This is a genomic window from Arthrobacter sp. SLBN-112, assembly GCF_030944625.1.
Taxonomy (GTDB): Bacteria; Actinomycetota; Actinomycetes; order Actinomycetales; family Micrococcaceae; genus Arthrobacter.
In genome coordinates this window covers 4,160,750-4,182,253 of sequence record NZ_JAUSXY010000001.1, presented here as the reverse complement: position 1 = coordinate 4,182,253, position 21,504 = coordinate 4,160,750, and the positions used below count along the sequence as shown (strand labels likewise).

16 protein-coding genes, 1 rRNA gene and 1 pseudogene are annotated in these 21,504 nt (G+C 64.4%); 15 read left to right on the top strand and 3 right to left on the bottom strand.

Translation table 11 applies throughout. The features are described 5' to 3' along the window. Window positions 1-274: 274 nt before the first annotated feature. The 6 genes from QF050_RS19365 (at window position 275) to QF050_RS19340 (ending at window position 6,685) form a co-directional block, all read left to right on the top strand. Window positions 275-1,876 (top strand): beta-galactosidase, encoded by a 1,602-nt coding sequence (locus tag QF050_RS19365; protein WP_308931888.1) that lies wholly within the window; start codon window positions 275-277, stop codon window positions 1,874-1,876. Further along, window positions 1,770-2,354 carry a beta-galactosidase trimerization domain-containing protein gene (locus QF050_RS19360; protein ID WP_308932221.1) on the top strand — a complete coding sequence of 195 codons (585 nt, stop codon included), beginning with the start codon at window positions 1,770-1,772 and terminating at the stop codon, window positions 2,352-2,354. The genes QF050_RS19365 and QF050_RS19360 overlap by 107 nt, the downstream gene beginning before the upstream one ends. A gap of 9 nt (window positions 2,355-2,363) precedes the next feature. Continuing rightward, window positions 2,364-3,344, top strand: coding sequence for an ABC transporter permease subunit (locus tag QF050_RS19355; RefSeq protein WP_308931887.1), 981 nt, complete (start codon window positions 2,364-2,366; stop codon window positions 3,342-3,344). Between the two features lie 92 nt (window positions 3,345-3,436). Continuing rightward, the gene (locus QF050_RS19350) at window positions 3,437-4,306 is read left to right on the top strand and encodes a carbohydrate ABC transporter permease (protein ID WP_308932220.1); all 870 of its coding nucleotides are present in this window, start codon (window positions 3,437-3,439) and stop codon (window positions 4,304-4,306) included. A 5-nt stretch (window positions 4,307-4,311) separates the two neighbouring features. Further along, window positions 4,312-5,946 carry an extracellular solute-binding protein gene (locus QF050_RS19345; protein WP_308931886.1) on the top strand — a complete coding sequence of 545 codons (1,635 nt, stop codon included), beginning with the start codon at window positions 4,312-4,314 and terminating at the stop codon, window positions 5,944-5,946. Between the two features lie 49 nt (window positions 5,947-5,995). Beyond that, complete coding sequence (locus QF050_RS19340) at window positions 5,996-6,685, top strand: DUF624 domain-containing protein (protein ID WP_308931885.1); 690 nt, start codon at window positions 5,996-5,998, stop codon at window positions 6,683-6,685. 67 nt (window positions 6,686-6,752) lie between these two features. Here QF050_RS19340 and QF050_RS19335 read toward each other — a convergent pair whose 3' ends face one another. Next, on the bottom strand, window positions 6,753-9,131 hold the full coding sequence (locus tag QF050_RS19335; protein ID WP_308931884.1) for a glycoside hydrolase family 3 N-terminal domain-containing protein: 2,379 nt from the start codon (window positions 9,129-9,131) through the stop codon (window positions 6,753-6,755). A gap of 270 nt (window positions 9,132-9,401) precedes the next feature. On the opposite strand from QF050_RS19335, the gene QF050_RS19330 reads away from it, so the two are divergent. The 5 genes and pseudogenes from QF050_RS19330 (at window position 9,402) to QF050_RS19310 (ending at window position 13,862) form a co-directional block, all read left to right on the top strand. Further along, on the top strand, window positions 9,402-10,535 hold the full coding sequence (locus QF050_RS19330; RefSeq protein WP_308931883.1) for a Gfo/Idh/MocA family oxidoreductase: 1,134 nt from the start codon (window positions 9,402-9,404) through the stop codon (window positions 10,533-10,535). A 30-nt stretch (window positions 10,536-10,565) separates the two neighbouring features. After that, window positions 10,566-11,534, top strand: a complete 969-nt coding sequence (locus QF050_RS19325; RefSeq protein WP_308931882.1) for a PmoA family protein — start codon at window positions 10,566-10,568, stop codon at window positions 11,532-11,534. A 2-nt stretch (window positions 11,535-11,536) separates the two neighbouring features. Beyond that, the gene (locus QF050_RS19320) at window positions 11,537-12,268 is read left to right on the top strand and encodes a cupin domain-containing protein (RefSeq protein ID WP_308932219.1); all 732 of its coding nucleotides are present in this window, start codon (window positions 11,537-11,539) and stop codon (window positions 12,266-12,268) included. Between the two features lie 34 nt (window positions 12,269-12,302). Further along, window positions 12,303-13,329, top strand: a pseudogene (locus QF050_RS19315) (LacI family DNA-binding transcriptional regulator). Window positions 13,330-13,358: 29 nt separating this feature from the next. Next, on the top strand, window positions 13,359-13,862 hold the full coding sequence (locus QF050_RS19310) for a GNAT family N-acetyltransferase (protein ID WP_308931881.1): 504 nt from the start codon (window positions 13,359-13,361) through the stop codon (window positions 13,860-13,862). Here QF050_RS19310 and QF050_RS19305 read toward each other — a convergent pair. Then, window positions 13,859-14,254 carry a VOC family protein gene (locus tag QF050_RS19305; protein WP_308931880.1) on the bottom strand — a complete coding sequence of 132 codons (396 nt, stop codon included), beginning with the start codon at window positions 14,252-14,254 and terminating at the stop codon, window positions 13,859-13,861. The genes QF050_RS19310 and QF050_RS19305 overlap by 4 nt on opposite strands. 382 nt (window positions 14,255-14,636) lie before the next feature. Between QF050_RS19305 and QF050_RS19300 the strand changes: the two genes are divergently transcribed. Then, entirely contained in the window at window positions 14,637-15,893 is a 1,257-nt protein-coding gene (locus tag QF050_RS19300; protein WP_308931879.1) for a DUF1524 domain-containing protein, read from the top strand. Window positions 15,894-15,962: 69 nt separating this feature from the next. Further along, the gene (locus tag QF050_RS19295; RefSeq protein WP_308931878.1) at window positions 15,963-16,676 is read left to right on the top strand and encodes an excalibur calcium-binding domain-containing protein; all 714 of its coding nucleotides are present in this window, start codon (window positions 15,963-15,965) and stop codon (window positions 16,674-16,676) included. A gap of 71 nt (window positions 16,677-16,747) precedes the next feature. Here QF050_RS19295 and QF050_RS19290 read toward each other — a convergent pair whose 3' ends face one another. Continuing rightward, window positions 16,748-17,623, bottom strand: a complete 876-nt coding sequence (locus QF050_RS19290) for a universal stress protein (RefSeq protein ID WP_374121583.1) — start codon at window positions 17,621-17,623, stop codon at window positions 16,748-16,750. A gap of 350 nt (window positions 17,624-17,973) precedes the next feature. Here QF050_RS19290 and QF050_RS19285 point away from each other — a divergent pair, with 350 nt between their 5' ends. Both QF050_RS19285 and QF050_RS19280 read left to right on the top strand, forming a co-directional pair. Then, window positions 17,974-19,056, top strand: a complete 1,083-nt coding sequence (locus QF050_RS19285) for a TerC family protein (protein ID WP_308931876.1) — start codon at window positions 17,974-17,976, stop codon at window positions 19,054-19,056. Window positions 19,057-19,609: 553 nt separating this feature from the next. Beyond that, window positions 19,610-21,132 (top strand): 16S ribosomal RNA (locus tag QF050_RS19280). Window positions 21,133-21,504 lie beyond the last annotated feature (372 nt).

The following is a 21,504-nucleotide window of genomic DNA, read 5'->3' as shown; positions in this document are numbered from 1 at the left end:
GCGTAACGAACCCCGCCGGGTCCACAGATAGCTCCGATAGTTTCTTTCCGGCCTGTAAAACCCTGCACCGGCGGGCGCCCGGATCAGCGCATTCCGGCAAACCTCTCATGCGTGCCCTTGTTAGCGTTCCCATCCGCGTCAGCTCGTTCAGGGAACTGTGCTCTTAGTTTTGCGTACTTGTTGTTATTGCTGAAAGTTTACGATAGTTTTCTCTGTGTGATGCAGGTCGCAATGGTGGGGAGCCCGCGGCCAACATGCCAACCAAAGGACAATGATGACCAGCGAGCAACGCACCCATACTCCCGGACACCGGCTTAAGCGCCTGCATGAGCGGCTCGGCGGTATCGCGTACGGCGGGGATTACAATCCGGAACAGTGGCCGCGCGAGGTGTGGGACGAGGATGTCCGCCTCATGAAGGAAGCCGGGGTCAACCTGGTCACCCTGGCCGTCTTCTCCTGGAGCCGGCTCGAAACGGCAGACGGCGTCTACGACTTCGGCTGGCTGGACGAAATCATGGACCTGCTGCACGCGAACGGCATCGGCGTGGACCTGGCCACCCCGGATGCAGTCCCGCCCGCCTGGCTGGTTGCCCGGCACCCGGACATCCTTCCGGTCCTGGCGGACGGCAGCACCTTCGGCTTCGGCTCCCGCCAGCACTTCGACGTCTCCCACCCCGCCTACCGTGCAAAGTCCCTGGCGATGGCGGAGAAGATGGGGGAGCGGTACGCCGCCCATCCCGCCCTGTGCATGTGGCACGTCAACAACGAGTACGGCCCCGTCTCCTACGGCCCGCACGCGGACCGCGCCTTCCGGGAATGGCTCCAGGCCAAGTACGGCAGCCTGGAGGAACTGAACCGGGCCTGGAGCACCGACGTGTGGGGCCAGGTCTACTCCGACTGGGCCCAGGTCAACGCACCTGCCCAGCCCCGCCCCTGGTCCAACCCGTCCCGCCGCTTGGATTACCACCGGTTCACCTCGGACAGCATGCTGGCGCACTACAAGGCCGAGCGGGACATCCTGCGCCGGCACACGCCGGACCTGCCCGTCGTCACCAACTTCATGCGCTTCTACAAGAACAACGATTATTGGGCCTGGGCCGCCGAGGAAGACGCCGCCGCGCTGGACATCTACCCTGACCCGCGCGAAGCCGAAGCCCACGTTGCCGCCGCCCTCAATTTCGACCTGATGCGCTCACTGCGGAAAGGCCAGCCCTGGCTGGTGATGGAACAAGCCACCGCTGCCGTCAGCCAGTGGTCCGTCAACGTCTCCAAGCTCCCCGGCAAGATGCGCCTGGGCTCCTACCAGGCGATCGCCCAGGGAGCCGATTCCATCCTCTTCTTCCAGTGGCGCCAGGCCAAGGGCGGCACTGAACGCTTCCATTCAGGCATGGTCAACCACGCCGGGCCGGACACCCGGGTGTTCCGCGAGGTCTGCGAACTGGGCCGGGAACTGAAGAACCTGGCAGGAATCACCGGCACCCGCTCCACCGGCAAAGTGGCACTTGTCTTCGACTGGGACTGCTGGTGGGCCTTGGAACTGGGCAACTCGCCCCGTTCGGACCTGAACTACGCGCAGGAAGTCCTCCGCCTGTACCGGCCCTTCTTCGACGCCAACATCACAGTGGACTTCGTGGACACCACCAGCGACCTCAGCCAATACAGCCTGGTGGTCCTTCCCGCCACCTACCTGCTCACCGACGACGCCGCCCCGGCGCCTCGAGGACTACGTCTCCGGCGGCGGCCGCCTGGTGGCAAGCTACCTTTCCGGCATCGTGGACCAGGACAACACCATCCGGCTGGGCGGCTACCCGGGTGCCCTCCGCACCGTCCTGGGCGCGTGGAGCGAGGAGCTGCACCCGCTCGCCGGGGACGGTGAGACCGTAAAGCTTTCAACGGCCGACGGCGGCACGGCCTCAGCGGATTACTGGACCGAGCACCTGCACACCACCTCCGCGGAGGTGCTGGCCAGCTACGCCTCGGGCAGGCTGGCCGGCTCGCCGGCCGTCACCCGCAACAGCTTCGGCCGCGGCACCGCCGTCTACCTCTCGGCCAGGGTGGACAACACCTTCCTGGAGGAACTGCTCGCCGCCGAACGGGCCGCTGCGGGGATCCGCCCGGAACTGGAGGCGCCGCTGGGAGTGCAAGCCCGGCGTCGTACCGGCAACGGACGCAGCTACCTGCTGGTCCTCAACCACAACGACGCACCCGCCCCGGTGGACGTCGGGGCAGGCGGCACGGACGTGCTCACCGGCACCCGCATCACCGGGACGGTGGAACTTGCCGCCAACGGGGTCCTGGCCCTGGAAGAGGCAACTGAAGAACACGCCCGCACGCACACAGAAACCGGCCGGTAGGAGGCAAACATGGCCATGCGATTGGAAGTACCTCCCGAGGCGGTCACCACAAACCCGCCCGGCAGCAAGGACAAACCCCGGAACAAGCCCGGCGGCTGGAAGCTGGCCATCAAGCGCGACTGGCGGCTCTACACGCTGGTGCTGCTGCCGTTGGCCTACTTCGCCATTTTCCGGTACCTGCCCATGGTCGGCAACGTCATAGCGTTCAGGCAGTTCCAGCCTGGCGGCAACATCTTCGGTGAGAAATGGGTGGGGCTCAAGTACGTCACGCTGTTCATCAACGATCCCAGCTTCTGGCAGGCGTTCCAGAACACGGTCATCCTGGGTGTGCTCACGCTGCTGTTCTGCTTCCCCATGCCCATCATTTTTGCCTTGCTGCTGAACGAGCTGCGCTCGCAGAAGTTCAAGAAGCTCATCCAGACCGTGACGTACCTGCCGCACTTCATGTCAGTGGTGATCATCGCCGGCATGATCCTGCAGAACTTTTCCATGACCGGCACGGTGAACCAGATCGGCCACACCCTGTTCGGCACCACGGTCAACTTCACCCAGGAGGCCGCCTGGTTCCGGCCCATGTACATCAGCTCCGAGGTGTGGCAGACCATGGGCTGGGGTGCCATTCTCTACCTCGCCGCGCTGACCCGCGTGGACGAGTCGCTGTATGAGGCGGCCCGGATCGACGGGGCCAACCGCTGGCAGCAGACCTGGCACGTGACGCTCCCGGCCATCCGGCCCACCATCATCACGCTGCTGATCCTGAATATCGGCACGTTCATGGCCGTGGGCTTCGAGAAGATCCTGCTGATCTACAACCCGCTCAACTACCAGACCTCGGATGTCATCTCCACCTACCTGTACCGGGTGGGCCTGGAATCCTCCAACTTCAGCTACGCGGCCGCGATCGGGATGTTCGAATCCGTCATCGGCCTCACCCTGATCCTCTCCGCGAACGCCATATCCAAGCGCCTTGCCGGAACGAGCCTGTGGTGAAAGGGACAACCGTGAAAGGGGCAACCGTGAAGGAAGCCGCAGTGAAAGAAGCCAAGGCGTCGGCCGCGGCCAACGGCGTCCTGCTCAAGGATATGAAGGTCTCACGCGGCATGCGGGTGTTCCGGGCAGCCAACCTGGTGTTCCTGCTGGTGGTGGTGTTCCTTACCCTGTACCCGTTCCTGAACATCCTGGCCCAGAGCTTTTCCAGCGAAGGCTTCATCAACGCCGGGCAAGTCAACCTGTTCCCGATGGGCTTCAATATCGAGACCTACAAGTTGATCCTCGCTGATTCGACGTTCTGGCGTAACTACGGCAACACAGTCCTGTATACCGTGGTGGCCACGGCCATCTCCATGGTGCTCACCACGTCCTTCGCCTACGCCATCGCGAAGAAGGACCTGAAGGGCCGCAGCGTCTTCATCGGTCTCGCCGTGTTCACCATGTTCTTCAACGGCGGTCTGATCCCCAACTACGTGCTCATCAGCTCGCTGGGCCTGCGGGACACGCTGTGGGCCGTGGTGCTGCCGAACGCCATCAGCGTCTTCAACCTGCTCATCATGAAGTCGTTTTTCGAGAACATGCCGCGGGAGCTGGAGGAAGCCGCCGCCATCGACGGCCTCACCCAGTACGGGGTGCTGTTCAAGGTGGTCCTGCCGTTGAGCAAGGCCATCGTGGCCACCATGGTGCTCTTCTACGCCGTCGCCAACTGGAACTCCTGGTTCCAGGCGTTCCTCTACCTGGACAAGCCGGAACTGTTCCCGGTGACCATTTACCTGCGCAACATGATCGCCGGGGTCACCACGGCGGGCTCCGCCGGCGGCACCACGGAAAACATGGGCCAGATCGCCGCGAACATCCAGTCAGTGACCATAGTCCTCACCGTCATTCCCATCCTGTGCATCTATCCCTTTGTGCAGAAGTACTTTTTCTCGGGCGTCATGCTCGGTTCCGTCAAGGAATAAACCCTATGAAAGGAAAGCCCATGATCCGCAGACGAGACTTCCTCGGCCTCTCGGCACTCACGGCCTTCGGCCTGGTGCTGGCCGGCTGTGACTCGGAATCCAGCAGTAAAGCCGATACCTCGAAAGCCCGCAATGGTGCGATGGACAACTACAAGCTGGGGGACACGTTCAAGGCGACCGTCCCGCTCACGTACAGCTTCCTGTTCAGCGACCAGCCCACATACCCCTATAAGAAGGACTGGCTGCTGTTCACCAGGATGGCCAGCGACAACAACGTCACCCTGGACGCCACGGTGGTGCCGTTCGCCGACTACACGCAGAAGCGCAGCTTGCTCATCAGTTCCGGAAAGGCCCCGGAGATCATCGCCAAGACATATCCCGGCGAGGAATCGGCCTTCGTGTCCTCCGGTGCGGTGCTGCCGGTCAGCGACTACGTGGACCTGATGCCCAACTTCCAGGACAAAGTGAAGAAGTGGAAACTGGAGCCGGAAATCGCCGGTCTGACGCAGCAGGACGGCAAGTACTATGTGCTGCCGGGCCTGCATGAGGAGCTGTGGCCGGATTACTCCTTGGCGTTCCGGAAGGACATGCTGCAGAAGGAAAACCTCGCCGAACCCAAGACCTGGGATGAGTTCCGGGACGTGCTGCGCTCCCTGAAGAAGGCTCACCCGGACGTGGTGCCCTTCTCGGATCGCTTCAACGGCAACAGCGTGCTCAACATCGCCGGCACTGCCTTCGGTACTCTCTCCGGCTGGGGCCTGGTGGACGGCCTGGCGTTCAACGATTCCAGGAAGCAGTTCGAGTTTGCCTCCAGCACACCGGCCTTCAAGGACCTGCTCACCTACTTCAACTCGCTTGTCTCCGAGGGGCTGATGGATCCGGAAAGCTTCACCCAGACCGACGATTCCGCGATCCAGAAGTTCACCTCCGGCAAGTCGTTCGTGATCAGCGCCAACTCGCAGAACATCATCACGTACCGCACCTCCATGGAGCAGTCCCTGGGCAAGGGAAACTTTACCGTGGGCAAGATTACGGTTCCGGGCGGCCCCGCAGGCAACATTATTGGCGGCTCGCGGCTGGAGAACGGCATCATGCTGAACTCGTCCGTGAAGGACAAAGACAGCTTCGTAGCGCTGATGCAGTACATCGACTGGCTGTTCTACAGCGACGCGGGGCAGGAGTTTGCCAAGTGGGGCGTACAGGGCACCACCTACACCAAAGAGGGCGGCAAGCGGGTCTTGGCGAAGGACATCAACTTCCAGGGCTTGAACCCGGCCGGCACCAAGGACCTGAGGGTGGACTACGGCTTCTCCGGCGGCAATTTTGCGTACGGCGGCACCACGGACCTGCTGCAGTCCACCTTCGATGATGAGGAGCTGGCGTTCCAGAAGGCCATGAAGAGCAAGAGTCCCCGGCCCGTCTCGCCGCCCGTACCTTACAGCGACGCGGACCGTGAGCAGGCCACCCTGACGCTGACCCCGCTGAAGGACCACGTCAAGCAGAACACACTGAAGTTCATCACCGGGCAGCGCAGCCTCAGCGAGTTCGACGCCTACGTCAAGGAGCTCGACAGCAAGGGAATGGGCAAGTATGTAGATTTGGCCAACAAGGCATACAAGGCCTACGCGGACAAAAAGTAGGGCGGACGACGGCGGCAGCGCGCCTGCCGTGGTGACCGAAAGGCAGTTGGTGGTTCAGAAGAAAGCGGAGTACGGTGCCGGCCCCCTGTTCAGGGCGGCCGGCACCGTGGCGGGCGTGTTGACGGGCTCGGCCCTGCTGGCGCTGGCTAACGTGCTGCTGTTGGGGGCGTTGGTGGCGGCCCCGTTCACAGGGGTTTGGCTGGTCCTGCCGGCGCTGGTTCCGGCCGGGCCGGCCCTGGTGGCGTGCATGTATGCGTTCAACAGGATGCTCGCCGGAAATGAGGGCCAGGTGTACCAGGACTTCATCCGCGGCTACCGGATGAATGTAGGCCAGGCCCTGCAGGTGTGGCTGCCGTACCTGCTGGTCCTGGGCGTTATCGCCGTCAACCTGGCGGGGTCGCCGGCCTCGCTGGGGCCGACAAATCCGGCCGCCCCGGCCCTCCGGCTGGCGATGCTGGTCCTCGCGTTCCTCGTGGCCACGGCGGCCTTGAACGCGCTGCTGCTGCTGTCCCGGTTCTCGTTCCGGACCCGGGACCTTTATCGGCTCTCCCTGTACAGCTTCGGTGCCAGGAAGCGGGCCTCACTGGGCAACGCGGGCATCCTGTTCGTCACCGGCAGCCTGCTGCTGATGACCACCGCGTACCTGCTTCCGCTGCTCGCCGGCGCCGTGGTGTTCCTGGTGTGCCTGAATTCCCGCCCGCTGCTGGCGCACGTCGAGGAAAAATTCACCGCTGCTTAGCGGGCCATGGACTTAAGCGCCCGAAGGCCGCCCCGAATTCCGGTGCGGCCTTCGCGCTCCCGGTTGCCTAGTGCAGCGTCACCGTTACCGGTGTCAGCATCTCCCGGTCAAAGCCCACCACTCGGCGCTCGCCGTGCAGGATCAGTTCATGGGTGTGGATGTCCTGGCTGCTGGAGGTCGCCACGTGCAGCTTCACCAGCCCTGGGGTCACCACCCGCTTCAGGTCCAGCCCGGTGAAGGACGTCCGGTCCGCGTGTACCGTGAACTCCACCCGGGCCGATGCGCCGGCGGCAAGGTCCACCCGGGCGTAGCCAATCAGTTCGCGGACAGGGCGGACCACCTCGCCTACCGGGTCCTCAAGGTACAGCTGCACCACTTCCGCGCCGTCAACCGGGCCGGTATTGGCCACCGTGCATCCCACGGTGACGGCGCCCGACGTCGTCATGGTGGGTCGGCTGGCCGCATGGCAGGAATATTCAAAGGTCGTGTAGGACAGGCCGTGCCCGAAACCGAACAGCGGCGATGGGTCCAGCGCGCTGACGCCGGACGGCCCGGCCAGGCGGCTGTGCAGGTAGGTGCCGGGTTGTCCGCCGGAGGTCCGCGGCACGGAAACGGGCAGCTTGCCGGAAGGGCTCACGGCTCCGGTCAGGACGTCCCACAGCGCCTCCGCGCCCTCCTCGCCCGGGAAGAACCCTTGGACAATCGCTCCGGCCCTGCCTGCGAAGTCGCCCAGGGCGTAAGGCCGGCCGCTGAGGACCACGACGACGGTGCGCGTTCCGGCAGCCTCGGCGGCGGTGAGGACCTGGTCCAGCATGCGGTGCTGGTCGCCCGGGAGCCGCAGGTCGGCAGCATCGTTGCCTTCGCCGGAGGTGCCGCGGCCAAAGAGGCCGGCGTTGTCACCCACCACGATCACGCAGGTGTCCACGCCTGAGGCAATCCCGCAGGCTTCCAGGATCTGCCCGTCGCTGATGGCCTCGCACGTTCCCGTGGCCGCGGTCCGGATGTGGCCACAACGCTCGGCGGCTGCACCGGCCACGGTGGGAACCCGGATGCCCATGGGCACCTCGGGATGGGATGCTCCGACGTGGGCGTCAAAGGAATAGCAGCCCAGCATGGCGAACGGGTCCTGCGCCAGCGGCCCCACCACGCCCAGCGACGCCAAAGCCGCCGCGGGCAGCGGCAGGCTTGGCCCGTCGTCGTGCGTCCTGTTGGTCAGCAGCACCAGTGACTGTGCGGCGATCTCCCGGGCCAGCGCCCGGTGGGCCGCCGGGTCAAGGTCGATGGCGCCGGCAGCCAGGGCCGGGGGAGCGGGGTCGAAGTCCGGCGAGAGCAGCCCGGCTTCCTGCTTCTGCCGCAGCACCCGCAGGAGCGCGGTGTCCACCAGGGATTCGGGGACCTCGCCGGAGCGCACGCGCTCAAGCAAGGGCGTGCCGTAGCAGTTGACGGTGGGCAGTTCCACGTCGACGCCCGCTGTCAACGCCAGGGCTGCAGCCTCTCCGGAATCGGTGGCGACGCCGTGCGTGGCGTTGAGGAAGGCGATGCCGAAGTAGTCTGCCACCACGGTCCCGGCGAAGCCCCACTCGTCCCGGAGCAGGGAGGTCAGCAGGGCACGGTTGGCCGCGGCGGGAACGCCGTCGGTGTCCGTGTAGGCGTGCATCACGGAGCGGGCGCCGCCGTCCTTGATGGCGAGCTCGAACGGGGGCAGCATGACGTCCGCGAGCTCCCGGGGGCCCATGGAGACCGGCGCGTGGTTCCGTCCGGCGCGTGAGGCGGAGTAGCCCACGAAGTGCTTGAGGGTGGCCACGATTCCTGCCGCTTCCAGCCCCTGGACGTAGGAGCTTGCCACGGTGCCCACCAGGTATGGGTCCTCGCCAATGGTTTCTTCCACCCGGCCCCAGCGGAGGTCGCGCACCACATCCAGTACCGGCGCCAGGCCCTGGTGGACGCCCAGTTCCCGCATCTGGTCGCCGATCAGGCCGGCCATCCGGCGCACCAGTGCCGGGTTGAAGGTGGCACCCCATGCCAGCGGCACGGGAAAGGCCGTTGCTTTCCAGGCGGCGAGCCCGGCCAGGCATTCCTCATGCACCTGCGCCGGGATCCGGAACCGTGAGGCGGCCATGATCTGCTCCTGCGCGGCGGCCAGCCGGCGCGCCCCCTCGAGCGGCTCCAGCGGGACCGTTCCGTACATCCGGGTGATCTGGCCGAGGCCCGCGGAGATCACGTCCTCCCAGGAGCGGGCGTCGCCTGCCATCTCGTTCTGCAACGGAGCCACGGAGTCGCCGTCAGTGGAAGCATTCACCCACACGCCCACCAGCTGGGCCAGTTTTTCCTCCAGGGTCATCTGCCGCACCAGCTCGTCGAGGGACAAATGTCCGACGGCGGCAGGCGGCTCGATGCCCGCCGCGGGTGAGGGGAGGGCTTGCTTTTCGGCGGCACCGCTGGTCACGGGCGTCTCCTAGGCTCGGAAGATGTTTCTAAGAAAGTATCAGAAACTTATGTTTAGTTTCTAGATGAAAAACCCTTGACTACGGAATCCAAAACTTCCTACGGTTGAAGCCGGGCCTGACTTGCAGCTGTGGTGATCATCAGAAACTTCGGCTTGAGTACCGAAAGTTTCCTATGAAAAGCCCGCAGCACAGCGCCACCCTTGGCCGGCTCAACGCCAGGCGGCCCGGCACCTTCACGGCAACGACTTCACTGCAACGACGGAGAGAACATGCGGACGTACAAAGTGGCCATCGTGGGCACCGGCGGGATCGCCGCGGTCCACGCGGACAACCTGGCGCGGACGGGCGGGCGCGCCGAGCTCGTGGCCGCCTGCGACGTGGACCAGGACCGGCTGGATGCCTTTGCGGGGAAGCACGGCATTCCCGGCACGTACCTCACGCTGGCCGAACTGCTGGCGGGGGCCCAGCCGGACATCGTGCACCTCTGCACCCCGCCCATGCTGCACATCGATCAAGCCATCGAATGCCTCGAGGCCGGGGTGCACGTACTCTCGGAGAAGCCCCCGGCGCTGAGCCTGGCGGACTTCGACCGGCTGGAGAAAGCCCAAGCCAAAGGCGGCGCCCAGTTCTCCTGCGTGTTCCAGCACCGGTTCGGGGATGCTGCCGCCGCCGCCCGGGAGTTGATCGGCGGCGCCGGATTCGGCCGCCCGCTGGTGGCCCGCTGCGATACCCTCTGGTACCGGCCGGACAGCTACTGGGACCTGCCCTGGCGCGGCACGTGGAACGCTGAGGGCGGCGGCCCCACCATGGGCCACGGCATCCACCAATTCGATCTTCTCCTCCACCTGCTGGGCCCATGGGAGGAGGTCACCGCGGTTGCAGGCCGGCAGGCACGTGCCACGTCCACCGAAGACCTGTCCGCCGCACTGGTCCGGTTCCGCAACGGTGCCGTGGCCACCATCGTCAACTCACTGCTCTCGCCCCGGGAGACCTCGGACATCCGGATTGACTGCGAGTTCGCCACCGTGGAACTGAGCCATCTTTACGGTTACGCCACGGACAACTGGAGTGTCACCGGCGCGCCAGGCCACGAAGACCAGGTCCGCGCCGAGTGGAACAGCCGGCCGCTGGAACGGGGCAGCGGACACTCCGCCCAGTTCCTGGCCATGTACCACGCGCTCGACGACGGACTTCCGCTGCCGGCCGGGGCGGACTCCGCCCGGCAAACACTTGAGCTCGCTGCCGCGATCTACGCCTCCGCGTTTACCGGCAGGGCCGTGCGTCGCGGCGAGATCGTCCCGGGCCATCCCTTCTACGGCGGGATGGACGGGGACGGGCTGGGCACTGCCGCGCTGGATGCCACAGCCCTCAACGAAACAGCCTTCGACTCCGCCCGCGCCTGACACCCCAAACCTCCCAAGGAGCCTCCCGCCATGCCCACCACCACACCTTCAGCCGTCCAGACTGCCCGGCTGGATGTCACCGACGACGGCGCAGCCCTCACCTTCACCGCCGACGGCAAACCCATCGCCACCTACACCTACCGGCCCACGGACCGCCAATACGAGAGTCCCCGCCCGTTCTTCCATCCGCTCACCACCTTGGGCGGAGACGAAGTCACCATCTCCCGGCCCTGGGACCATGTCTGGCACAAGGGACTTTCGTGGGCGCTGCCGAACGTAGGCAAACACAACTTCTGGGGCGGCGCCACCTACACGCGCGCCACCGAGTACGCCAACCTGGACAACAACGGCGCCATGACCCATACCTCCTTCACCGGGATCGAGCACTCCGGCGCAGGGATCACGGCGTCGGAATCCCTCACCTGGACATCGCAGGACGGTCAGCCGGTCATTGCGGAGGACCGCCGGTTCAACATCCAGCTGCTGGCGGACAGCGGTGCTGGCGGAGAATCCGGGGGTGCCTACGCCATCCTCTTCGAAACCACCATGCGCAACATCCCCGGTGATGAGATCCGGATCGGCAGTCCCACCACGGAAGGCCGCCACAACGCAGGCTACGGCGGCCTCTTCTGGCGCGGCCCACGGTCCTTCACCGGCGGGGAGTTCCGCAACCCGGACGGTACGGGCACCGACGAATTCATGGGCACCCGCTCGCCGTGGATCGCCTTCACCGGCAAGCACGATGTCAGCTGCCGGTCCTCCACCATCGCCTTCGTGGAAGACGGTTCGAACCCGGGTGCGCCCAACCGGTGGTTCGCACGGTCGTCCATGTTCGCCTGCCTGGGGTCGGCGCCCTTTTTCAGCGAGGAGGTCCCGCTGCGGGAAGGGGAACCGCTGACGTACCGCTACGCAGTGGTAATCGCCGATGGCGACGTGGACCAGGTCCGTGCCGCGGCGCTGGCGGCGGCCGCGCAAGCTGCCCTTGGCACGTGGGCCTGAGTATGGGCTCAACGTTCCCCGGCGCCACCGGACTGTCCGAGATCAGCATTTATGACTGGCCCGGGGCGGACGGCGCCGCAGGCGGGTCACCCCACGTGCACACTGCTTCCACCGAGGCATACGTGGTCTTGGCGGGAACCGGCCGGCTGGAGACCCTTGATTCACGGGGGTTCACCTCGACTCCGTTGGTTCCAGGGGTGGTTCTATGGTTCACCCCCGGCACCGTCCACCGGGCCATCAATGATTCGGGAGACCTGAAAATCCTGGTGGTCATGCAAAACGCTGGGTTACCCGAGCACGGGGACGCCGTGATGACCTTCCCGCCGGAGCACCTCACCGACCCGGCCACGTACCGCCGCGCCGCTGCCCTGGAGCACACGGATGCCGATTCCGGACTGGACGCCGCGGAGGAAGCCGCGCGCCGTCGTCGTGATTTGGCGCTGGAAGGCTACCTGGCGCTGAAAGACGCCGTCCTCCGCTCCGGACCGGCGGCGTTGGCAGGATTCCACGCCGCGGCGGCCCGGCTGGCGTCTGCCAAAGCCGAAACCTGGGCCGGGCTTCTGGCAGCGGGGGCGGCCCGGCAGGCGGAGGTCACCCGGCAGCAACTGGTTTCTCTGGACACGGCAGAAAGTATCTATCTGGGGAGAGCGCGAACTACGATGGGAAAACGGGAAAACCGCAGGATTTACGGCATGTGTGGCCGGATTCAGGGGTGGGAACTTTCCGATAACTAGACCGGGCTCGTGACCCGGGTGAAAGGTGGTTTCCGTGGTGAGCAAACAGGACACCGGGCGCGCGACGATCAGCGAGATTGCCCGCGAGGCAGGCGTATCCGTTCCCACCGTGTCCAAGGTGCTGAACGGGCACGCCCACGTGGCCGCGGAGACCCGGGCACGGGTGGAGGAAATCATCGCCCGGCGCGATTATGCGCGCCGCCCGGCCAAGCGCCGGCAGAAAGCCGGCCTGGTGGACCTGGTGTTCCCCGGGCTGGGCTCGGAATGGGCCCTGGAGATCATCGAGGGCGTGGAGCGGGTGGCGCAGGACGCCGGATACGGAACCGTGGTCAGCAGCCTGAGCCTGGACGGGTCCCGGATCCGGCCCTGGCTGGCAAACCTCGCGGAACGGAAATCGGACGGCCTGCTGATGGCTGTGTACCAGCTGGACGCCAAGCAGATCCAGCGGGTGAAATCGCTGGGGATCCCGGTGGTGCTGATCGACCCCGTGGGCCAGCCCGGACCGGACCTGATGACGGTTGGCGCCGCCAACTGGGAGGGCGGCTACTCGGCTACGGAGCACCTGCTCAAGCTGGGGCACAAGCGGATCGCCATGATTGGCGGACGTGAAGACCTGCAATGCAGCAGTGCCCGCGAGGACGGCTACATTTCCGCGCTGCGCCGGGCGGGTATCGGGCTGGACCCGGCCCTGATGGTGCCCGGCGACTTCTCGATCGAGGCAGGGGAGGCCGCCACCCGCAAGCTGCTGGAACTGCCGGACAGGCCGACGGCGATCTTCACCGGAAACGACGACCAGGCACTGGGTGCCTACCGGGCGGCGCGCTCTGCCGGGCTGCGCATCCCGGAGGACCTGTCCATCATCGGATTCGACGACATCCCGGCCGCCGAATGGGTTGAGCCGGGACTCACCACCATCCGGCAGCCCGTGGTGCAGATGGCGGGAGACCGCCATGCGCGCCCTGCTCCGGCACCTTGACGGCGACGAGGAACTGCCGCAGCGGATCGAGCTGGGCACCGAGCTGGTGGTCCGGGGGTCCACGGCGTCCCCGGCAAAACACTGATCCGGCCCGGCCCTGATTAGGCTGGAGCAATGGATTATGTTCTTCGCCGGGCCACCCCGGAGGATGCCGAAGCCATCGTGTTGATGCATACGGCTGCGCATGAGGAAAGCTACGGACACCTGCTCTCGCCCGGCTTTTTCGCCGAACGTCGACGGTCCATTCCGGAACGCGTGGCCCGGCGCCGCCCATACCTTGACGTGCCGCACCCCCGGATCTTCGCCGAGGATGCCAACGGTGAGGTTGTGGGCCTCGCCGACGCCGGCCCGCCGCGCCACGAGGACAGCCCGTTTCCGCTGGAGCTGTACTCGATCTTCGTTCTTGCCCGGGCACAGGGGAGTGGGCTGGGGAAGGCGCTGCTTGAGGCCGCCCTCGGCGATTCGCCCGCGTACTTGTGGGTTCTGGAGGAGAACGTGAAGGCGCAGGCGTTCTACCGGCGCCAAGGTTTCACGTTCGACGGCGGTCGCGGGAACCTTCCGCCGGAGTGGGAAAGCGTGCCGGAACTGCGTATGGTCCGGGACCGGCTCCGGAGCTAGCCGGCTTTGTGGGCGTCGCGGACTGCCGGCGGGGTTTGTCCCTGCATGACCCAGCGGTTGCCGTCGGGGTCGCTGAAGTAAGCGAACAGGACGCCACCCAGATCCTGGATTTCGCTGATCTCCGCGCCGCGGCCGACCAGTTCTTCCCTTACGGCCGGGAGGTCCGGAACCACCAGCTGCAGCCCTTCCAGGCTGCCCGGTACCATGGCGGTCATTCCGGTTCCGATGACCACCGAGGCGGCAGAACCCGGCGGAGTCAGCTGGACAACGCGCATGCCGGGAATGTGCTCCACGTCGTGGTCCAGCACAAAGCCCAGTTGTTCTGTGTAAAACGCTTTTGATTTCTCGACGTCGGAAACCGGGACCTGGACAACCTCGAGGCGCATTTGCATGCGGGCAACTCTACCTTTGCCCGTGCCAACGTGGAACGGCTGTCCGGCGCCGCATCCAGGGCATTTTGTATCCGAATTATTACGCCCAAAAAGGCCCATTCCTCAAGGTCCCATCAAGACTGGCTGAATGTTGGCCGAGGATTCCCGGAGCCGGCATATCCCCGCGTGAGTGGCCCGTAGGCTCAGCGGCATCGAGTGTTGCAGGGCTTAGCAGAAGGCCCGGCAATTATAGGAGTGCCGAATTATTCGGCCTCCTCATCCTTGGGGAAAAATGTCCGACTACCAGACCCTTTTTGGGGTTGCTCCTTCCGCGCCGTCGCCGAAGCCGCCGCGGAAACCACGCGCTTCGACGTTTGTCATCGGAGCTATTACCGCCATTTTCATGCTTTTGGGCGCACTCAGCGGAGGCATAGGAGGCGCCCTGATCTTCCTGGGAATCTCCGCTGCGCTGACGGGTCTTTACGTGCTGCTCACCGGGCGCCGCTCCTGGGCCTGGCTGCCGGCGAAACGCAAGGCCGGCGCCGTCGCGATCGCCGTGTCCTTCGCCCTCCTCATTGGTGGTGCCGTCGCGCTGCCCCGCGTGGCAAGTGCGGACCTTGAAGCCGCCTCCGCGGATAGCGCGGCCAAGGCGGGGTCCGCAACAGCCAGCCCCCTTGCACCACCCGTGGCGGCGCCGTCGTCCACTCCCACTCCTTCGCCCACGGCGGAGGAAACCGGAGAGCCGCTGGATCCGGAGACCACGAATGTTGTGGCGGCGGGCGTCACCGTGGCAGCGCCCAACCCGCAGCCCGCCTACGCCACCAAGGCGATCGACCTGCTGGCAACGCTTCCCATCAAGGGCCGGGCGCCGAAGACGGGGTATGACCGGGCGCAATTCGGGCAGGCGTGGGCGGATGTGGACAGGAACGGTTGCGATACCCGCAATGACATCCTCAAGCGGGACCTCACCGGCATCACGTACACGAACAGCGTGCCCTGCAAGGTGCAGTCCGGCACCCTCGCCGATCCATACACTGGCACAACCATCAGTTTCCTGCGCGGTTCCGCGACGAGCATTGCCGTGCAGATCGACCACGTGGTGGCGCTGAGTGACGCCTGGCAGAAAGGCGCCCAGCAGTTGACCGCGGAGCAGCGGACGGCGTTTGCGAATGATCCGCTGAACCTGCAGGCCACCGACGGGCCCACCAACCAGCAAAAGGGCGACGGCGACGCTGCCACCTGGCTGCCGCCCAACAAGGGTTTCCGGTGCGAGTACGTTGCCCGCCAAATTTCCGTGAAGGCCACATACGGGTTGTGGGTGACCCAGGCCGAACACGACGCGATGGCTCGGATCCTGGGCGACTGTTCCGGTCAGCTGGCGCCGACCAACCAGCAAGCGCCGGCGCCCGTTGCGGCTGAGCCGGCACCTGCTGTTGTCGCGCCTGCTCCTGTTCCCGCTCCTGTGGCTCCCGTCCCGGCACCGGCTGCCGTCGTCCCCGCACCCGCTCCTGTGGCCCCTGCTCCCGCGCCAGCGCCTGCCGCTGTGTACTACGCCAACTGCACTGCGGCGAGGGCCGCTGGAGCGGCGCCGATCTACGCGGGCCAGGCCGGATACCGGCCGGCGCTGGACCGCGACTCCGACGGCATCGCCTGCGAGTAGGCGCTCTTGCCCGGGATTCTCCGGGCCCTCTTCCCACCATCACCATCACACGCATTCCTAGGGGGAATCATGAAAGAAAACATCAGGCCTGCCACCGGCAGGTTGAAGAAGACGCTGGCTCTGGCTGTGCTGACCGGGCTTATGTTGACAGGTTGCGGCGGCAAGCAGGCGGCGGTGGAGCCGGCCTCTGCCGCCTCCGCGACTGCCACCACTGAAGTGTCCGTCACCGTTCCCGGAGTTGTAGGCCAGACCCTGGACAAGGCGACAGATCAGCTGGAAAAGCTGGGCTTCAAGGTTGATGCGAAAGACACCATCGACGGCAAGGCCATCGGCGCGACGAAGAACTGGCAGGTGCTGACCCAGGACCCTTCCAACGGCACCCAAGTAGCAAAAGGCTCCACGGTGCACCTCGGGGTGAAGTCCCTGGAAAAAATCGCCGCTGAGAAGGCCGCTGCCGAGAAGGCGGCAGCTGACAAGGCAGCAGCCGACACTGCCGCAGCCACGAAGGCCGCTGCCGACAAGGTCGCGGCGGACAAGGCGGCGGCTGATCAAGCTGCTGCTGCTAAAGCGGCAGCAGACCAAGCTGCCGCAGCCGCGGCTCAGAAGGCAGCCCAGGCTCCGGCACCTGCTCCTGCGGCCGTTCCTGCTGCGCCGGCGCCGGCGGCGTACTACGCCAACTGCAGTGCCGCGAAGGCGGCCGGTGCCGCCCCGCTGTACAGGGGTCAGCCGGGTTACAGTTCGGCTCTGGACCGCGACGGCGACGGAGTTGCCTGCGAGCGTTAGAACCGCGACCTGGACGCCGTCCAAGCGACGGCGTCCAGGTCGCAGGACTGGGCACCAACTTCCGCCCTGGATTACGACTCGTGCGCTGCCTTGGCGGCGGGCTGGCGCCGGGAGACGAGCACCGGGCCCTTGGCATGGTGGAGGACGGCATGCGCCGTGGAACCGATGCTTCCCTTGACCAGTCCGTGGCCTTTGGTTCCGACGACGGTAAGGCGCGCCCCTTGGGCAGCGTGCAGGATTGCGCGGGGCACTGAGGTGTCGGTCAGGAACTGCTTTTCGACCGTTAGTCCGGGGGCCAGCTCCCGCGCCTTGGCGACAGCCGAATCCAGCAATGCCTCAGCTGCGGCACCTGGATCCACCGGGTCCCGGACCAGCCGGTAGCCGGCCGGAACTGTCCGGACGTGGATGATGACGAGCCGGGCTCCCGCCGCGGCAGCCGCGGTGCACGCATCCTCAAGTGCCGCCGTCGCCCCTGGGTCATGAACGGCGACCATCACGGGGCCGTCCGGGTCTCCGCCGGGTTTGATCACGGCCACGGGGCACGATGCTGTGGCTGCCATCTCCAAGCTCACTGAGCCGACGAGGAGGCCCATGAATCCTCCGAGTCCGCGGCTTCCCAGGACCAGCATTTCCTGGCCGGCCGAGATCCTGGGCAGATGGACCCTTGGGCTCCCGTTCAGCAGGCTGGTCAGGACTTTCACATCGGGGGCGGCCTGGTTCGCATGCTCAACGCCCTCTTGCAGCGTATTTTCCGCCGCGTGCTGAAGCCCGCTGTCCGCGATGCCGGGGACCGGACCGAGGTTCTTCGTCAGCAGCGGCCACAGCGTGCAATGCACCAGATGCAACGGAACCTTGCGCTGGGCCGCTTCCTTTGCAGCCCATCGGACCGCCCGTGCAGCTGGTTCTGAACCGTCATAGCCCACCACAATGGCTTTGGATTCCACAATGCCCCGATTCTCCGGTGCTGGCCGCCACGTCGTCGTGGAAGGCCCGGCTTGATTGTCTTATGCCGAGCCTAGGACAGGCCAGGCATGCGGATAAGGCCAATGTTCCCAACAACGCGCCTACTCGAGGACCCGTCGGCGGCACAGCCACGGCCGAACACGGCTTGGGCGTGCTTTCGCTGCCAGCCGCCGCCGGCCATGCCGTAGAATTGATGCATCAAGGGGAGTACTCCCGTCTGTGATTGGCCCGTCAATACGGATGCAACGAAGCATCCCGGGCCATCGGCTCCGGATCAGTCCGGGCGGAGGAGACCTTGGCGTATTCATCAACGCCAACCCCTTGGAGTACCCCAATGCAGGTAACACCACTGATCTGGATCATCACCCTTGCTGTGACAGTCCTTTTCTTCGTTTACGAGTTTTTCGCGCACGTGCGCAAGCCCCACGAGCCTTCCATCGGTGAATCGGCGCGCTGGTCGGCTTTCTACATTGGGCTGGCCCTGGCGTTCGGAGTTGGCATCGGCCTGGTGTCCGGCTGGACCTACGGCGGGGAGTACTTCGCGGGCTACCTCACCGAGAAGGCCCTCTCGATCGACAACCTGTTCGTGTTCCTCATTGTGATGAGCGGATTCGCTGTCCCGAAGAAGTACCAGCAGAAGGTGCTGATGATCGGCATCGTCATTGCGCTGATCCTCCGCGGCGGCTTCATCGCCATTGGGGCCGGCCTGATCGAGAACTTCTCCTGGATCTTCTACATCTTCGGCGCGCTGCTGCTCTTCCTGGCCTACAAGCAGGCGTTCGGCAGCCACGATTCCAACCCTGCAGACGGCAAGTTCATGCAGTTGGTGCGCCGCGCCCTGCCCGTCACTGACGAATACCACGGCGATAAGCTCACCGTGAAGAAGGGCGCAACGCGCTTCTTCACCCCCATGATGCTGACCATCATCGCCATTGGTTTCGTGGACCTGGTCTTTGCCGTTGACTCCATCCCGGCCATCTACGGGCTCACTGACGAGGCCTACATCGTTTTCACCGCCAACGCCTTCGCCCTTATGGGCCTGCGCCAGCTCTTCTTCCTGATCGGCGGACTGCTGGAACGCCTTGTCTACCTTGCCCACGGCCTGGCCGTCATCCTCGCCTTCATCGGCGTGAAGCTCGTCTTCCACGCATTGCACGTGAACGAGCTGTCCTTCATCAACGCCGGTCAGCCGCTGTTGTGGGTACCTGAGATCCCCATCTGGTTCTCGCTGCTGTTCATCGGCGCCGCCATTGCTGTAGCCACCGTGGCCAGCCTCATGAAGACACGTGGCGACAACGGGGGGAGCGGCCGTCACACCGCGGAGGGGGTTCTGGTGGCTGCGGTGTCTGCGGATGACCCGGAAGCTGATGAGCAGCCGGATGAGGACATGAGTCCTGCGGCCGGAGCCCCGAAGTAAACAGCTGTGACTCACTGCATAAAACGCAGTTCCGGCCGCCAGGGCCGTCCAAGGAGTGCCGGTGGCCCCAGAATCCTTGCAGTTACTGGGATTCTGGGGCCACCGACCATTGCGAAGGGCGGATTTGCGGCGGGGTTGGTGGGCGTGTATTGTTTTCTGAGTCGCCGCCGCTGATGCGGAAAGATAGCGGCCAAACCCCTTCTGAATGGCCTGAAAATGGTGCGGTATGTTGCGCGCCGTGTTGGGTGGGGGTCCTGTTTGTGGAGTTGCGGGTTCGCGGTAACGCGGGTTTGCAAAGCTTCATGGGTTCGGGTAAGTTTGGAAAGTTGCTCCGGAGCGATCTGCGGCCCTTGGTGGGTTGTGGTGGTGCTGGGTGTGTCTGTTGTTTGAGAACTCAATAGTGTGCCAAGTTTGTTGATACCAATTGTTTTATTGATTGGTTGTTTTGGCTGTGTCGCCACCCCGTGGTGGCATGGTTTTTACAGCTGGTTTCAAATTTTGTGCAGTCGTGGTTGCCGTTATTTCCGGTGGTCGTGGTTGTGTCTGTTTTACTTCAACGGAGAGTTTGATCCTGGCTCAGGATGAACGCTGGCGGCGTGCTTAACACATGCAAGTCGAACGATGAAGGGAGCTTGCTCCTGGATTAGTGGCGAACGGGTGAGTAACACGTGAGTAACCTGCCCTTGACTCTGGGATAAGCCTGGGAAACTGGGTCTAATACCGGATATGACCTTCCATCGCATGGTGGTTGGTGGAAAGCTTTTGTGGTTTTGGATGGACTCGCGGCCTATCAGCTTGTTGGTGGGGTAATGGCCTACCAAGGCGACGACGGGTAGCCGGCCTGAGAGGGTGACCGGCCACACTGGGACTGAGACACGGCCCAGACTCCTACGGGAGGCAGCAGTGGGGAATATTGCACAATGGGCGCAAGCCTGATGCAGCGACGCCGCGTGAGGGATGACGGCCTTCGGGTTGTAAACCTCTTTCAGTAGGGAAGAAGCGAAAGTGACGGTACCTGCAGAAGAAGCGCCGGCTAACTACGTGCCAGCAGCCGCGGTAATACGTAGGGCGCAAGCGTTATCCGGAATTATTGGGCGTAAAGAGCTCGTAGGCGGTTTGTCGCGTCTGCCGTGAAAGTCCGGGGCTCAACTCCGGATCTGCGGTGGGTACGGGCAGACTAGAGTGATGTAGGGGAGACTGGAATTCCTGGTGTAGCGGTGAAATGCGCAGATATCAGGAGGAACACCGATGGCGAAGGCAGGTCTCTGGGCATTAACTGACGCTGAGGAGCGAAAGCATGGGGAGCGAACAGGATTAGATACCCTGGTAGTCCATGCCGTAAACGTTGGGCACTAGGTGTGGGGGACATTCCACGTTTTCCGCGCCGTAGCTAACGCATTAAGTGCCCCGCCTGGGGAGTACGGCCGCAAGGCTAAAACTCAAAGGAATTGACGGGGGCCCGCACAAGCGGCGGAGCATGCGGATTAATTCGATGCAACGCGAAGAACCTTACCAAGGCTTGACATGGACCGGACCGCCGCAGAAATGTGGTTTCCCCTTTGGGGCTGGTTTACAGGTGGTGCATGGTTGTCGTCAGCTCGTGTCGTGAGATGTTGGGTTAAGTCCCGCAACGAGCGCAACCCTCGTTCTATGTTGCCAGCACGTGATGGTGGGGACTCATAGGAGACTGCCGGGGTCAACTCGGAGGAAGGTGGGGACGACGTCAAATCATCATGCCCCTTATGTCTTGGGCTTCACGCATGCTACAATGGCCGGTACAAAGGGTTGCGATACTGTGAGGTGGAGCTAATCCCAAAAAGCCGGTCTCAGTTCGGATTGGGGTCTGCAACTCGACCCCATGAAGTCGGAGTCGCTAGTAATCGCAGATCAGCAACGCTGCGGTGAATACGTTCCCGGGCCTTGTACACACCGCCCGTCAAGTCACGAAAGTTGGTAACACCCGAAGCCGGTGGCCTAACCCCTTGTGGGAGGGAGCTGTCGAAGGTGGGACTGGCGATTGGGACTAAGTCGTAACAAGGTAGCCGTACCGGAAGGTGCGGCTGGATCACCTCCTTTCTAAGGAGCACCTACAATGTTCTGCTGCTGACGCATGTTGGTGGTGGGGGTTGTCAGGAGTAAAGGCCCGTTTCACGGACGAGTGTTTCGTGGCGGGTGCTCAAGGGTGGAATATCAATAAATAGCGGCCGTGGTGTTTTCTTCTTCTCTAGTACGAGCCAGTGATGGTTCTGGAACGGTGGGTGGGGGATGGCGCGGTTTAGTGTTTGGCACACTGTTGGGTCCTGAGGCAACAGGACTATTGGCGGCCTCCTTTGGTGGGGGTTGTTGGTGGGACTTTGTTTCTGGTTTCCTGGCTGCACCGATCACGCATGTTTGTGTGTGGGGTGTGTGGTTTGGGGTTGTTGTTTGAGAACTACATAGTGGACGCGA